General features: G+C 73.4%; 13 protein-coding genes. 12 read left to right on the top strand and 1 reads right to left on the bottom strand.

What is annotated here, in order from left to right; genetic code table 11:
• The first annotated feature begins 22 nt into the window (after positions 1 to 22).
• The 12 genes from KME80_RS07060 to KME80_RS07005 all read left to right on the top strand — a co-directional run bounded on the left by KME80_RS07060 (position 23) and on the right by KME80_RS07005 (position 13,453).
• The gene (locus KME80_RS07060) at positions 23 to 883 is read left to right on the top strand and encodes a Gfo/Idh/MocA family protein (RefSeq protein WP_219501693.1); all 861 of its coding nucleotides are present in this window, start codon (positions 23 to 25) and stop codon (positions 881 to 883) included.
• A 213-nt stretch (positions 884 to 1,096) separates the two neighbouring features.
• Positions 1,097 to 2,047 (top strand): ABC transporter substrate-binding protein, encoded by a 951-nt coding sequence (locus tag KME80_RS07055; protein ID WP_219501692.1) that lies wholly within the window; start codon positions 1,097 to 1,099, stop codon positions 2,045 to 2,047.
• On the top strand, positions 2,047 to 3,090 hold the full coding sequence (locus KME80_RS07050) for a FecCD family ABC transporter permease (RefSeq protein ID WP_372455346.1): 1,044 nt from the start codon (positions 2,047 to 2,049) through the stop codon (positions 3,088 to 3,090). The genes KME80_RS07055 and KME80_RS07050 overlap by 1 nt, the downstream gene beginning before the upstream one ends.
• A complete protein-coding gene (locus KME80_RS07045; RefSeq protein ID WP_246644267.1) occupies positions 3,087 to 3,878 on the top strand; it encodes an ABC transporter ATP-binding protein in 792 nt (263 codons plus the stop codon). The genes KME80_RS07050 and KME80_RS07045 overlap by 4 nt, the downstream gene beginning before the upstream one ends.
• On the top strand, positions 3,875 to 4,513 hold the full coding sequence (locus KME80_RS07040) for an adenosylcobinamide amidohydrolase (protein WP_219501690.1): 639 nt from the start codon (positions 3,875 to 3,877) through the stop codon (positions 4,511 to 4,513). Before KME80_RS07045 ends, KME80_RS07040 begins: the two co-directional genes overlap by 4 nt.
• A 63-nt stretch (positions 4,514 to 4,576) precedes the next feature.
• Positions 4,577 to 5,164: a Uma2 family endonuclease gene (locus tag KME80_RS07035; RefSeq protein ID WP_219501688.1), complete on the top strand. Its 588-nt coding sequence runs from the start codon at positions 4,577 to 4,579 to the stop codon at positions 5,162 to 5,164.
• A gap of 129 nt (positions 5,165 to 5,293) precedes the next feature.
• On the top strand, positions 5,294 to 6,766 hold the full coding sequence (locus KME80_RS07030) for a zinc ribbon domain-containing protein (RefSeq protein ID WP_219501685.1): 1,473 nt from the start codon (positions 5,294 to 5,296) through the stop codon (positions 6,764 to 6,766).
• Positions 6,766 to 8,892: a serine/threonine protein kinase gene (locus tag KME80_RS51710; RefSeq protein WP_281426850.1), complete on the top strand. Its 2,127-nt coding sequence runs from the start codon at positions 6,766 to 6,768 to the stop codon at positions 8,890 to 8,892. Before KME80_RS07030 ends, KME80_RS51710 begins: the two co-directional genes overlap by 1 nt.
• A gap of 77 nt (positions 8,893 to 8,969) precedes the next feature.
• Positions 8,970 to 9,629 (top strand): response regulator, encoded by a 660-nt coding sequence (locus tag KME80_RS07020; protein ID WP_219501683.1) that lies wholly within the window; start codon positions 8,970 to 8,972, stop codon positions 9,627 to 9,629.
• An 85-nt stretch (positions 9,630 to 9,714) separates the two neighbouring features.
• The gene (locus tag KME80_RS07015; protein WP_219501681.1) at positions 9,715 to 11,778 is read left to right on the top strand and encodes a DUF6421 family protein; all 2,064 of its coding nucleotides are present in this window, start codon (positions 9,715 to 9,717) and stop codon (positions 11,776 to 11,778) included.
• Entirely contained in the window at positions 11,775 to 12,404 is a 630-nt protein-coding gene (locus KME80_RS07010; protein WP_219501679.1) for an SDR family NAD(P)-dependent oxidoreductase, read from the top strand. Before KME80_RS07015 ends, KME80_RS07010 begins: the two co-directional genes overlap by 4 nt.
• Entirely contained in the window at positions 12,401 to 13,453 is a 1,053-nt protein-coding gene (locus KME80_RS07005; RefSeq protein ID WP_219501677.1) for a threonine aldolase family protein, read from the top strand. Before KME80_RS07010 ends, KME80_RS07005 begins: the two co-directional genes overlap by 4 nt.
• Here the strand turns inward: KME80_RS07005 and KME80_RS07000 are convergent.
• The coding region (locus tag KME80_RS07000; protein WP_219501675.1) for a phytoene desaturase family protein at positions 13,450 to 14,426 on the bottom strand (977 nt) is incomplete at its 5' end. The genes KME80_RS07005 and KME80_RS07000 overlap by 4 nt on opposite strands.

Raw genomic sequence — 14,426 nt, 5'->3', positions numbered from 1 at the left:
GGGCCGCCGTAAGATCGGGGGCATGGAGCCAGTGGCGGTGGGGCTGATCGGGGCGGGGCCGTGGGCCGAGATGGCGCACGCGCCGATGCTGGCCGAGGGCCCGCACACCAGGCTCGCCGGGGTGTGGGCGCGGCGGCCGGAGTCGGCCGCGCGGCTCGGCGCGCCGGTGTTCGAGCGGGTCGAGGAGCTGTTCGACGCGTGCGAGGCCGTCGCGTTCTGCGTGCCGCCGGACGTGCAGGCCGAGCTGGGCGTGCGCGCCGCCCGCGCGGGCAAGGCGCTGCTGCTGGAGAAGCCGCTCGCCGGCTCGCTCGACGGCGCCAGGCGGCTGGCCGCCGCCGTGGCCGAGGCGGGCGTGCCCAGCCAGATGGTGCTCACCCTCCGCTACGCCGCCGAGACCCGCGCGTTCCTGGCCCGGTGCGCCGAGATCGACCCGTTCGGCGGGCACGCGGCCAACATCTCCGGCTCCCTCATGGGCGACCACCCGTTCGCCACCCCGTGGCGGCTGGAGCGCGGCGCGCTGCTCGACGTCGGCCCGCACGTGATCGACCTGCTCGACGCCGCGCTCGGCCCGATCACCGGCGTGCGCGCCCACGGCGACCCGCTCACCTGGGTGGGGCTGCTGCTGGAGCACGAGGGCGGCGCCGTCAGCGAGGCGTCGCTGTGCCAGGCCGGCGTGGGCGAGCTGCCCCCGTCGAGCTTCGCCGTCTACGGCCGCAAGGGCAGCGCCGTGCTCGCCCACGGCGACGGCGACCCGCTGGCGGCGGTCGCCGAGGAGTTCGCCCGCACGGTCAGGCAGGGCGGCGGGCACCCGCTCGACGCCGCGCACGGGCTGCGGCTCCAGGAGATCATCGCCGAGGCGGAGTCCCAAGTCCGCGCCTTGTGACGCCCCACCCTTGACGTCGCTGTCGTTCTGGGGGGTTGATAGCGTTTGTCCGACGCGCAGTGCTGCAGCGAAGTCCGGTGCGAATCCGGCGCTGTCCCGCAACTGTCATAGCCAGGTCGCCTGCCTCTGCGTGACGTCATCAACCCTCGTGGAAAAGGGTGATCCGTCGCTCTTCGCGGGTCTCTCGGTTCCGTCAGTGTGAAAGGACTACTCGTGAGGCCCGTACGCACGGCCTTCGCGGGCGCGCTGCTGGGAACGCTGCTGCTGGCCGGCTGCGGCCAGACCGGCACGACAGCCACCCCCGCGACCCCCGCCCCCTCCTCCTCCGCCTCGTCCTCCGGCGACGCCTTCCCCGTCACGGTCAAGGCGGGCAACGGCGACGTCACCCTCGCCGCCAAGCCGCAGCGGATCATCTCGCTGTCGGCCACCCACACCGAGACGCTGTTCGCCATCGGCGCCGGCCCCCAGGTGATCGCCGTCGACGACCGCTCCAACCACCCGGCCGAGGCCCCGAAGACGGACCTGTCCGGCTTCAAGCCGAACGTCGAGGCCATCGTCGCCCAGAAGCCCGACCTCGTCGTCGTCTCCGACGACATCGACCACGTCGTCGCCGAGCTGGGCAAGCTGAACGTGCCCGTCCTGCTGGAGCCCGCCGCCACCAACCTGGACGAGGCGTACGACGAGATCACCGACCTGGGCGCCGCCACCGGCAACCGGGCCAAGGCGGACGAGGTCGTCGCCGGGATGAAGACGGCGATGGCCGAGCTGGCCGCCAAGGCGCCCAAGGCCGACCTGACCTACTACCACGAGCTCGACCAGACGCCGTACGCGGTCACGTCCACGACGTTCATCGGCCAGATCTACGGCATGTTCGGGCTCACCAACATCGCCGACAAGGCGCCCGACGCGGCAGGCGGCTACCCGAAGCTGTCGGCCGAGTTCGTCGCCCAGGCCGACCCCGACCTGATCTTCCTGGCCGACGTGAAGTGCTGCCAGCAGAGCAAGGAGACGCTGGCCAAGCGCCCCGGCTGGAAGAACCTGTCCGCCATCACCGGCGACCAGGTGATCGAGCTGGACGACGACGTCGCCTCCCGCTGGGGCCCGCGCGTCGTCGACCTGGCGCGGGCGATCGGTGACGCCGTCACCAAGGCGGCCGGCCGCTAGTGCGGTCCGCCGAAACGGCGGCCGGGCCGTCCCGCGCCCGGCCGCTCTGGGTGACCGGCGCGCTGGGCGCGCTGGCCCTGTCCATGGTCGCGGGCCTGCTCGGCGGCGCGGCCGACATCTCGCCCTGGCAGGTGGTGGTCCAGGCCGCCGACTGGCTGCCGTTCGTGACCGCCGACTCGGGGCTGTCGCCCGTCGAGCAGGGCCTGCTGTACGAGCTGCGCCTGCCCCGGGTGCTGGTCGCGGCCGTGGTCGGCGGGCTGCTGGCCATCGCCGGGGCCGGCTACCAGGGCGTGTTCAGGAACCCGCTGGCCGACCCGTACCTGCTCGGCGCCGCCGCGGGCGCCGGGCTCATGACGACCGTGGCCATCGTGCTGCTGCCGCAGCTCGCGGCGAGCATCCCGGTGGCGGCGTTCGCGGGCGCGGTCGGCGGCGTCTTCCTCGCCTACGCGCTCGGCAACACCGCCGGACGCTCCGGCGGCACGTCCACGCTGGTGCTGGCCGGGGTGGCCGTCACCTCGTTCCTCACCGCGATCCAGACGTTCGTGCAGCAGTTCAAGGTCGAGGAGCTGCAGCGGATCTACGCCTGGATCCTCGGCGACGTCGGCGGCGGCTGGGAGCAGTTCTGGCTCGTGCTGCCGTACGCCGCCGTCTCCGCCGTGCTGCTCCTCCTGCACGGCCGCATGCTCGACGTGCTGTCGGTGGGCGACGAGGAGGCCGTGAGCCTCGGCGTGCGGGCCGCCCGGGTCCGGTTCACGGTGCTTCTGGCCGCCTCGCTGGCCACCGCCGCCGCCGTCGCCGTCAGCGGGCTCATCGGGTTCGTCGGCATCGTCGTCCCGCACCTGGTGCGCCGCCTGGCCGGCGGCTCCTACCGCAGCGTGCTGCCGCTGTCGCTGATCGTCGGCGCGGCCTTCCTGGTGCTCGCCGACCTCGCCGCGCGCACCGTCATCGCCCCCGCCGAGCTGCCGATCGGCGTCGTCACCATGTTCGTCGGCGCGCCGTTCTTCGTGGCCGTCCTGCGCATGACGCGGAGGACCGCGACATGACGGGCACCCCGGCCATGATCGGCGTCCGCGACCTCTCCGTACGGCTCGGCGACCGCGAGGTGCTGACCGGCGTCGACGCCACCGTACGGCGCGGCGAATGGCTGGCGATCATCGGGCCCAACGGCGCCGGCAAGTCCACGCTGCTCAAGGCCGTCATGGGCGTGCTGGCCCACCGGGGTCAGGTGGACCTCGACGGCCGCTCCGCCGCCACGCTCAAACCGCGCCAACGCGCCCGGCTCATCGCCTACGCGCCGCAGACCCCGGCCGTGCCGCCCGACATGACGGTCTTCGACTACGCCCTGCTCGGCCGCACCCCGTACATCCCCTATCTCGGCAGGGAGAGCCGCCATGACCGGGAGGTCACCGCGTCCGTCCTGGACCGGCTCGACCTGACGGCGTTCGCCACCCGCAGGGCGGGCGAGCTGTCCGGCGGCGAACGCCAGCGCGTCGTGCTCGCCCGCGCCCTCGCCCAGCAGGCGCCCGTGCTCCTGCTCGACGAGCCCACCACCGCGCTCGACCTCGGCCACCAGCAGCAGGTGCTGGAGCTCGTCGACCGGCTCAGGCGCGCCGACGGGCTGACCGTCGTCACCACGCTGCACGACCTGACCCTCGCCGGCCAGTACGCCGACACCCTCCTGCTGCTCGCCCGGGGCCGCGCCGTCGCCTGCGGCGAACCGGACAAGGTGCTCACCGAGCCGCTCGTCGGCGAGCACTTCGACGCCCATGTCATGATCGAGCCGGGCCCCGGCGGGCGGCCCGTCGTGCACCTCGTCAGGGGAGGACCGTGAAGCTCAGCTACCGGGTCGAGGAAGGCGTCCGCCTCGGGTCGCTGCTCTGGGAGTTCGGGCCCGGCTGGCGGATGATCTCCTCGGCCATGCTCGGCGGCGGCATCGGGCCGCGCTCGTGGGTGCTCAACGCCCAGGTCGTCGCCGGCTACTCGCGCACCGACCCGGTCGAGCACCTGACCTCGCTCGGCCCCACCGGCGACGGCGTCGGCATGATGACCGCCGCCTCCGTCGACCGCTACAGCGAGGCCCGCGACGGCGGCGTCCACGCCGTGGCCACCGTCGGCCTGCGCGTCCCCACCTGGGCCGCCGCCCCCGAGGGCGCCGCCGACCCCGAGCTCGCGCCCATGCGCGTCGGCACGATCAACATCCTGGCCGTCGTGCCCGTCGCGATGACCGACGCCGCCCTGGTCAACGCCGTCATGACGATCACCGAGGCCAAGACGCAGGCGCTCGCCGAGACCGGCTACGCGGGCACCGGCACCGCCTCCGACGCCGTCTGCCTCGCCGTCCCCGCCACCGGGCCCGAGGAGCTGTTCGGCGGCCCCCGCTCCGAGTGGGGCGCCCGCCTCGCCCGCGCCGTCCACGCCGCCGTCCGCGACGGCGCCGAAGCGTGGCGACCCTGGGACGGAAAGTGACCGGATCCGGGTAAGTACCATGTCGGTGAAGGGGAGAGCCGCGATACTGAGTGGGTGACCGCGATGGCGACCGAACCGACGACCGCGCGCACGGTTCTTCCGGGCGCGCCGCCGTTCAGCGTCGACGACCTGCTCAAGTTCCCCGACGACGGGAATCGCTACGAGCTCTTCAACGGGAGCCTTCTGGTGAGCCCTGCCCCCACACCACTGCACCAGCTCGCCATCACGCGCGCTCTGCACCTCCTCCAGCTGGCCGCGCCGCCGGAGCTGGAGCCGCTGTCGACCGTGAACCTCCGGGTGAGCCCCGACAGCTTCTACATCCCCGATCTGGTGGTCGTGGCCGCCGACGCGATCGAGTCGGTCGAGCTGATGTTCGCGCCGGAGCACATCCGCCTGGCCGTGGAGATCGTCAGCCCGAGCACCAAGATCCGCGACCGGGGGTTCAAGGCCGAGGCCTACGCCGCGGCGAAGATCCCCCTCTACTGGCGGATCGAGCTGGACGAGGGGCCCTCCCTCTACGTCTACGAGCTCGACGGCGACGACTACGGTCCCCCGGTCGCCTACAAGGCCGGAGCCGCCGCCTCGCCCGCCTCGCCCTTCCCCGTCACCTTCGACCCGGGAGATCTCGTCGGGCGGCGGGCGCGCCCGTAACGAAGGGGGGCGTCGGCGCGATGGGGTCGTGGTGGGATTCCCGGCGTCCGGCCGATGCCCGCACGCCGTTCTCTTGACTTACGGCAGGCGCTTGGGACCCTGGTCATATCCCTTCGTACGGGGGCGGCGATGGCGCGTCTCTCAGCTCTGGCCGGCGGTCTCACGGCGACGATCGCGCTGCTCACCCTGCCCGCGGTGGCGCACGAGCACCCCAGCGGCATCACCGACCTCGTCACCCCCGCCGTCGTGCGGGTCGAGGCCGTCTCCCACGTGGAGATCACCCTCCTCGACCACATCGGCGAATTACGGCACGTGGAGCGTTCCTACGACTTCCCGCTCGGCCAGGGCACCGGCACCGTGGTCAACCCCGAGGGCGCGATCGTCACGCTGACCCGCGTCGTGCGGACCGGCGAGGACGTCGCCGTACGGGCCGCGAACAAGATCTTCGCCGAGCACCACGACGTGAAGATCCCGCAGGACGCCGACCGCCACTCGCTCGACGACCCGCTGCTCGACCGCCACCTCAAGCAGTGCTACCCGCCGAAGAAGTCCACCGCGACCTGCATCATCGACGTCTCCACCGAGATCACGATCTTCCCGAACGTGGCGCCCGCCGACACCGACGGGTTCAAGGCCGACCTGGTCAAGGCCGGGTCTGGGCCCGACAGCCCCGCCGTGCTCATGCCGATCGGCCGGGCCGTCGGCAGCGTCGGCATGCCCACCGCCCCGCTCGCCGACAAGGTGCCCGACCAGGTCGGCTCGCCCACCAGCGTGGCGGGCTTCCTCGGCAGGCCCGGCCCCGACGTGCAGAATACCGTCGAGATCGCCCACCTGGGCAAGGGCGGCGGCAAGGGCGACACCGGCAGGCCGTTCGCCGACCCGGAGAAGAAGGCCGACGAACCCGTCAAACTGGGCGGCCTGGCCGACCGCGGGCTGATCGGCGCGCCGGTGATCGGCGACAAGGACGGCCACGTCATCGGCATGCTGATCGGCGGCGGCAAGGAGGCCAAGATGATCGGCGTCCGCGAGATCACCGCCGCGCTGACCAAGGCCGGCATCGCGCCCCGCCGGGGGGCGATCGACTCGGCGTTCGAGGGCGCGCTGACCCGCTACCACACCGCGTACTACACCGAGGCGGCCCCCGGCTTCCAGCGCGTGCTGGAGCTGTACCCCGGCAACGTCGTCGCCGCCGAGCTGCTGAAGATCTCCCTGGCCAAGCGGGGCGGCCCGGAGGACGCGGGCACCCGGCGGGCCGGCGTCACGCCCGCCTCCGGCGGCACGCCGCTGTGGCCGTTCATCGTGGCGGCGGCCGTGCTGTTCGTCGCCGCGGGCACCGGGGCGTTCCTGCTGTGGCGGCGCAGGCGTACACCCGACATGTCGCCGTCGGCCCCGGCCCCGGCGGGCGCGGTGCCGCAGCCGCTCGACGAGGGCGCCGACCAGACCGTCGTGGTGCGCCGGTCGGCGCCGTTGCAGGCGATCCCGCAGCACCAGCCGGTGCTCACCGCGGGCGAGCCGCCGGTCGCGTTCTGCACCGCCTGCGGGATGCGGCTCGGCCCCGCCCACCGTTTCTGCGGCTACTGCGGCCACCCCGCCGAGACGTGATGCCCGTGAACGACAGAGCGCTCATCGGCCAGGAGGTGGCCGGCTACTACATCGAGGACATCGTCGGCAAAGGCGGCATGGCCGTCGTCTACCTGGCGCTGGACCCCCGGCTCAGCCGCCGGGTCGCGCTCAAGATCCTCAACCCGGTGCTGAGCGTGGACGACCGGTTCCGGCAGCGGTTCATCCTGGAGTCCAGGACCGTCGCCAGCATCGAACACCCCAACATCATCCCCATCTACGAGGCCAACGCCGACGCCGACGGCGTCCTCTACATCGCCATGCGCTACGTCGACGGGCTCGACCTGCGGCGGCTCATCCACGACCGCGGGCCGCTGCCGCTCGGCCGGGCCAACCGGATCTTCGCCCAGGTGGCCGCCGCCCTCGACGCCGCCCACGCGCACGACCTCATCCACCGCGACGTCAAACCGGCCAACATCCTGCTCGCGGGGGAGCACGTCTATCTGACCGACTTCGGCATCACCAAGCACCGCACGTCCATCTCCGGGCTGACGCAGACCGACCAGTTCATCGGCACGCCGCGCTACATGTCGCCGGAGCAGATCAACAAGGAGCACATCGACGGCAGCGCCGACCAGTACGCGCTGGCGTGCGTCGTGTACGAGGGGCTGTCGGGGCGGCTGCCGTTCCAGCGGGACAACGACATCGCGCTGCTGTGGGCGCACCTGGCCGAGCAGCCCGCCCCGCTGACGACGCTCCGGCCGGGCCTGCCTCCCGCCGTGGACGCGGTGATGAGCCGGGCGCTGGCCAAATCGCCCGAGCAGCGCTACCCGTCCTGCACCGCCTTCGTCGACGCCCTCCGCGCCGCCATCGACAGCCCCGCCCCCAACGCCGAAGGCCGCCCGATCCCCGGCAGCGGCCCTCCCCGGACTCCGGGCACCGTACCGGGCGGTGGCCCCTCTTGGGGCGAAGGTGCGGCGCAGCGTGGCGGGCCCTCCTGGGGCGATGGCGTGGCGCCGGGTGGCGGGCCCTGGGGGGTGGGCACGCCCCAGGGCGGCGGGCCTCCTCGGGGCGACGGCGCGGCGCCGGGTGGCGGGCCTCCCCGGGGCGACGGTGCCGCCCGCGGTGGCCCGCCCTGGAGGGAGTCCGGGGCGCCCGGCGGCGGGCCTCCCTGGGGTGAGGGAGCAGCCCGCGATGCGGGACGCGCCCACAGCGAGGGCGCGCGCCTGGGCCACGTTCCCGGCGGTCCTGGCCCGGATGGGGCGGAGGGAGGGCCGGGGTACGGCTCCGGCTCGTCCCGCCCGTCCGGTGCGGGCGCGCGCCTGGGCCACGTTCCCGGCGGTCCTGGCCCGGATGGGGCGGAGGGAGGGCCGGGGTACGGTCCCGGCTCGTCCCGCCCGTCCGGTGCGGGCGCGCGCCCTGGCCACACCCCCGGCGGTCCTCGCCCGGAGGGGATGGAGGGGAAGCCGGGGTACGGTCCCGGCTCCGCCGGTTCTCCCGGTGGGTCTCGCTCAGACGGGTCCGAGGGAGGGGCCGGGTACGGGCTCGGCGGGTCCCGGGGGCGGGGTGGGAGGTTGCCGATCGTGGTGGCCGGGCTGGTGGCGGTGGTGGCGGCGCTGGCCCTGGTGGTGATGCTGGTGGTGAGCCAGCGGGGCGAGTCGTGGGTGCGGTTCCAGGACACCCGCGCGGCGCCGCTGACGTTCGAGCACCCGGAGGGGTGGACCGCGCGCACGCACGCCGACCTGTTCGCGCTGGCGTCGCCGCGGGCGGCGGAGTTCGAGGCGATGTTCGTCTCGGGCGCGAACGCCGACTGGGCGGCCGTCAACGGCGTCATCACGGGCGACCCGGAGAACGCCGTGGGCGTGTACGTGCAGGTGTCGGACACGCTGGCGGCCGGGGCGGGCCGGGACGAGATGAAGGCGATGCTGGAGGGCCTGCTGCCGGGCGAGATCGAGGTGAGCGCCCCGGTGCCGGACCGGGCGGGCAACCGCGACGCCACCCGCTACGACGGCTCGCTGCGCGACCGCAACACCGGCAACGCGCTGGGCTTCGTCGGCTACGTCATCGACCACCGCCCCAAGCCGATCCTCATGCTGTACTTCTGCGCCCGCAACAGCTGTGACGACGCCACGCAGGTCCGGGTGAGGCAGAGCGTGGTCGTCTCCTGACCAGCGGCTTGGAACTGACTTGCGTACGGCTTGACCTGGGTGTTCAACGGCCCTTCCGGCGTCTACCTTCGACAGCTGTGGGCATTCGAATCGTCATCGTGGACGACCAGGCGATGGTCAGGGCCGGGCTGCGCATGGTCGTGGAGAGCGATCCCGGCATGGAGGTCGTGGGGGAGGCCGCCGACGGGCGTGACGCGATCGCCGTGGCCAGGCGGACGCGGCCGGACATCGTGCTGATGGACATCTCCATGCCGCGCCTGGACGGCCTGAGCGCCGCCCGGCAGCTGCTGGACACGCCGTCGCCGCCGAAGGTGATCACGCTGACGACGTTCGACACGGACGAGAACCTGTGGGCGGCGCTGCGCGCAGGCACGAGCGGGTTCCTGCTGAAGGTGTCGCCGCCGGAGCAGCTCATCGAGGCGATCCGCATCGTGCACGCGGGTGACGCGCTGCTGGATCCGGCGGTGACGAGCCGGGTGATCGCCTCGTTCGCGGGCCGCGCGGAGCCGGTGCCGTCGCCGCGGCTGGCGGATCTGACGCCGCGCGAGCTGGAGGTGCTGCGGCTGCTGGCGCGCGGGCTGACGAACGCGGAGATCGCCCGGGAGCTGTACGTGGGGGAGGCCACGGTGAAGACGCACGTGGCGCGGGTGCTGATGAAGCTGGGCCTGCGGGACCGGGCGCAGGCGGTGGTGTTCGCCTACGAGTCGGGCGTGGTGCGCCCGGGGGACGCGAACTGATCTCAACATGCGGAAGGCTTTTGCGAGGCACTGGGGACGTATGTGTATATTTTTCGTCATAAGGCGGTAGCAACAGGAGATTTTCATGCGAGCGTTCCCCCGAGTGCTGTTCGACGAGGCCCACAGCGAGTCGTGGACCATCCGGCGTGATGTCGCCGAGGCCATCAACCCCGCCCACCCCGACGACAACAGTTACGCGCGCGCCGCCGGGCTGCTGCGCCACCTGGGCCACACGGTGACGGCCCACACCGCCGGCGCCCTCGACGCGGGAACGCTCCAGGACCAGGACGTCCTGGTCATCGCGCACCCGTCCGGCGAGCGCTGGGAGCGCACCACCGGCCAGGGCAGCCCGGTGTTCACCGCGGACGAGCTGGACTCCGTCGAGGCGTTCATCTCCGGTGGCGGCGGCCTGGTCGTGCTGGCCGAGGAGGAGCAGGACAAGTACGGCAACAACCTGGCCGAGCTGCTGGCCCGGTTCGGCGTGAGCGTAGGGCACACCACCGTGCGCGACCCCAGGAACGCCCACCGCGAGGTGGCCACCTGGGTGCTCGGCGAGCGCGCCACCGGTGACGGCCTGCTGGCCGGCGTGAAGCGGGCCTGCTTCTACCGCTCCGGCGTGCTCGCCGCCGGGGACGAGGCCACCGTCCTGTTCGCCACCTCGGCCGACGCCGACCCGGCGGGCGCGCCGCTCGCCGTCGCGCTCACGTACGGGCGCGGCCGGGTCGTGGTGTTCGCCGACTCCGACCTGTTCGGCGACGACTCGATCGACGACTACGACCACCACAGGCTGTGGGGGAACGTGGTCACCTGGGCCGCCCGGGTGCCCGACGCCGGCGCCGGGGCGGGGGAGCGCGACGAGGTCAAGGCGGCGCTGTTCGCCCGGATCAAGGCCGCCGTCGAGGAGCTGCGCCCGCTCCAGGTCAAGGACGGCTCGGTGCCGGAGGAGAAGGGCCGGGCCAAGGAGCTGGTCGCGGAGATCTCCGCCGCGATCGGCGACATCGCCCCGAGCTTCCCGCATGACGCCGCCTACCTCCAGGCCGTCCGCGACGACCTCGCCCAGTGGTCCGAGCAGGACCTCGGCGTCCCGGACTTCCTGCGCTCGCTGGAGCTGTTCCACCCCGACACGCAGCGCGTGGACGGCCTGGAGCACCTCGTCGTCTTCCCCATGTACACGCAGAACGGCAACCCGGACCGCAACCTGGAAGCCGTCTGGATCCGCACCATCTGGCCGGACTGGCTGGCCGAGCTGGAGGCGGGCGGCTACGACAACCCGATGTTCGTGCCGATCGCGTTCGAGGACTTCACCTCCGGCTACGACACGCACTCGGCCGTGCTGTTCCCCGAGACCGTCGCCGTCCGGCAGGCGCCCGCCCGCTTCACCTGGGGCGGCATCTTCGCCGACCGCGAGGCCGCCCGGTTCCGCCGCGTGTCCAAGGCCGCGACCGAGACGCTCAAGCTCGACCTGCCGCCGGACGCCGCCCGCCTGCTGGAGTCGCAGCAGCTCGCCCAGGACACGTTCGTGCTGTGGGACCTGGTGCACGACCGCACGCACAGCCACGGCGACCTGCCGTTCGACCCGTTCATGATCAAGCAGCGGATGCCGTACTGGCTGTACTCGCTGGAGGAGCTGCGCTGCGACCTGACCGCGTTCGGCGAGGCCGTGGAGCTGGAGCGGCGCGGGGTGCCGCACGCCCGGTACGTCCAGCACGCGATCCTGTTCGACCGGCTGTTCCGCTTCCCGATCACCGGGGCGCGGGTGCGCAACTACGACGGGCTCGGCGGCCAGCTCCTGTTCGCCTACCTGCACCGCAACGACATCGTGCGGTGGACCGACAACCGGCTGTCCATCGACTGGGAGCGCGTCGCCGACGGCGTCGCCGACCTGCGCGGCGAGGTGGAGAAGCTCTACCGCGACAGCATCGACCGCTCCAAGCTGGCCCACTGGCTGGCCGCGCACGAGCTGGTCAGCGCCTACGTGGCCCCCGACCCCGCCTCCGTGTGGGCCAAGGGCGTCGCCGCGCTGCCCGAGGAGCAGAAGGCCAAGGTGGACGCGGTGCTGCCGGACGAGTTCCCCCTCAGCATGTTCTACGAGGCGCTGCGCCGTAAGCTGGCCGACGTGGTCGAGTCGACGAAGGGGATCCGGGCATGATCATTCTTGTGACGGGCGCGGCCGGTCCCACCGGCGCCGCGGTGACCGAGCACTTCACCAAGCACGGCCACACCGTGATCGGCGTCGACAAGGACGACGTCGACCTCCTCGACCGCGCCGCCGTCCAGGAGCTGGCCGCGCGGATCGACGCCGAGCACGGCCGCGTCGACGGCGTCGTCCACCTCGTCGGCGGCTGGCGCGGCTCGCCCTCGTTCGACCGCACCGACCTCGCCGACTGGGACACCCTGCACGACCTGCTCATCCGCACCCTGCAGCACGTGTCGCTGGCCTTCGAGCCGCTGCTGCGCAAGAGCGGCAACGGCCGGTTCGTGATCGTCTCCGCCAAGGCCGCCGGCAAGCCCGAGGCCGGCGGCGCCGCCTACGCCGCCGCCAAGGCCGCCGCCGAGGCGTGGACGCTCTCCCTGGCCGACGCGCTGCGGGGCACCGGCTCCGCGGCCACTATCCTGGTCGTGAAAGCCCTGGTCAACGACGCCATGCGGGCCGCCAAGCCGGAGGCGAGGTTCCCCGGCTTCACCGACGTGCGCGACCTGGCCGAAGCCATCGGCGGCCTCTACGACCAGCCGGCCGACCAGATCAACGCCACCCGATTGGACCTCACTACGTGACTCCCCGGCACGACCCCCGGCTCAAGGCGTTCGCCAGCGACAACTACGCCGGGGTCCATCCCGAGATCCTCCAGGCCATCGCCGAGGCCAACGGCGGCCACCAGATCGCCTACGGCGAGGACGTCTACACCGAGGCGCTCCAGGACGTCTTCCGCCGCCACTTCGGCGAGGGGGCGCGGGCATGGCCGGTGTTCAACGGCACCGCAGCCAACGTCGTCTCCCTGCGCGCGATGACCGCGCACTGGGAGGCGGTCGTCTGCGCCGAGACCGCCCACATCAACACCGACGAGGGCGGCGCCCCCGAGGTGACCGGCGGCATCAAGCTGCTCACCGTGCCCACGCCCGACGGCAAGCTCACCCCCGAGCTGATCGACCGCCAGGCGTGGGGCTTCGGCGACGTGCACCGCGCCCAGCCGAAGGTCGTCTCCATCTCCAACACCACCGAGCTGGGCACCGTCTACACCCCCGCCGAGATCGCCGCGATCTGCGACCACGCGCACGAGCTCGGCATGCTCGTCCACCTCGACGGCTCCCGCCTCACCAACGCCGCCGCCGCGCTCGACGTGCCCCTGCGGGCGCTCACCACCGACGCGGGCGTCGACGTGCTCTCCTTCGGAGGCACGAAGATCGGGCTGCTGTACGGCGAGGCCGTCGTGGTGCTCAACCCGGAGGCGGCCACGGGCATCGACTACCTGCGCAAGACGTTCATGCAGCTGTCGTCGAAGATGCGGTTCGTGTCGGCGCAGTTCGAGGCGCTGCTCTCGGGCGACCTGTGGCTGCGCAACGCCCGGCAGGCCAACGCCATGGGCAGGCGGCTGGCCGAGGCCGTGCGCGAGCTGCCCGGCGTCGAGGTGCCCCGGCCCGTCGAGGCCAACGCCGTCTTCGCGGTGCTGCCCGCGGACGTCACGGCCCGGCTGCAGAAGCGCTTCCGCTTCTACACCTGGAACGAGGCGACCGGCGAGGTGCGCTGGATGTGCGCGTTCGACACCACCGAGGAGGACGTCGACGCGTTCGCCGCGGCGATCGCCGAGGAGCTGGCGGCCGGCTAGCGCCCGAGGGCCAGGCGGGCGGCCTGCCAGCCGCCCATGCCGTGCACGCCCGGCCCCGGCGGCGTCGAGGCCGAGCACAGGAACACGCCCGGCAGAGGGGTGCGCCACGGCGCCGGCGACCACACCGGCCGCCGCACGAACTGGCCGAGGCTCGCCAGCCCGCCGCCGATGTCGCCGCCGACCAGGTTGCGGTCGGCGGCCTCCAGCGCGGCCGGCCCCATGACGTGGCGGGCCAGCACCCGGTCGCGGAAGCCGGGCGCGTACCGCTCGATCTGCGCCTCGATCGCCCGGCTCAGGTCGGCGCGGGAGCCGTTCGGGACGTGGCAGTAGGCCCACAGCGTGTGCCCGCCCCGGCCGGGGTCGGCCGCGTAGGGCTGCACCAGCAGCACGTACGGGCGCGGCGAGAGGCGGCCGGCGGCCGTCTCCGCCTCGCCGAGCGCGATCTCCTCCAGCGTGCCGCCCAGGTGGACGGTGCCCGCGCCCGCCACCGCCGGGTCGCGCCACGGCACCGGCCCGTCGAGCGCCCAGTCGACCTTGAACGCGCCGGGCCCGTGGCGGAAGCGCAGCAGCCGTTCCCGGTAGCGGGCGGGCAGCGGGCCGTGGCGGCCCGGCTCCTCCGCCAGCGCCGCGAACTCGCGCGGCGACACGTCCAGCACCACCGTCGGCGCGTCGAGCTCGCGCAGCGAGCGCACCCGGTGGCCGGCCACCGCCTCGCCGCCGAGCTCCCGCAGCCGGGCGACCAACGCGTCGGCCAGCCGCTGCGAACCGCCCGCCACCAGCGGCCAGCCCACCAGATGGGCGAGCACGGCCAGCGTCAGCCCGTAGCCGGCGGTGAGGGGCGCGCGCAGGTCCAGCATCGAGTGCGCCGCCATGCCCGCCAGCAGCGCCCGCCCGCGCGTCGTGCGGAACGCCCGCCGCGCCAGCGTCGTCGCCGGCAGCGCCGCCGCCACCCCGAACCGGGCCGGCGCCGCGG

Origin of the sequence: Nonomuraea ceibae (genome assembly GCF_019396325.1) — a bacterium.
Classification (GTDB): domain Bacteria; phylum Actinomycetota; class Actinomycetes; order Streptosporangiales; family Streptosporangiaceae; genus Nonomuraea; species Nonomuraea ceibae.
Note: the sequence above shows the minus strand (reverse complement) of the source record. Positions and strands in the feature narration are given on the sequence as shown.

Excerpts from the sequence above, each read along its gene's own strand:
- KME80_RS07045 (WP_246644267.1), top strand. The coding sequence starts at position 3,087 with ATGACGGGCACCCCGGCCATGATCGGCGTCCGCGACCTCTCCGTACGG.
- KME80_RS51710 (WP_281426850.1), top strand. The coding sequence starts at position 6,766 with ATGCCCGTGAACGACAGAGCGCTCATCGGCCAGGAGGTGGCCGGCTAC.
- KME80_RS07035 (WP_219501688.1), top strand. The coding sequence starts at position 4,577 with ATGGCGACCGAACCGACGACCGCGCGCACGGTTCTTCCGGGCGCGCCG.
- KME80_RS07010 (WP_219501679.1), top strand. The coding sequence starts at position 11,775 with ATGATCATTCTTGTGACGGGCGCGGCCGGTCCCACCGGCGCCGCGGTG.
- KME80_RS07015 (WP_219501681.1), top strand. The coding sequence starts at position 9,715 with ATGCGAGCGTTCCCCCGAGTGCTGTTCGACGAGGCCCACAGCGAGTCG.
- KME80_RS07060 (WP_219501693.1), top strand. The coding sequence starts at position 23 with ATGGAGCCAGTGGCGGTGGGGCTGATCGGGGCGGGGCCGTGGGCCGAG.
- KME80_RS07030 (WP_219501685.1), top strand. The coding sequence starts at position 5,294 with ATGGCGCGTCTCTCAGCTCTGGCCGGCGGTCTCACGGCGACGATCGCG.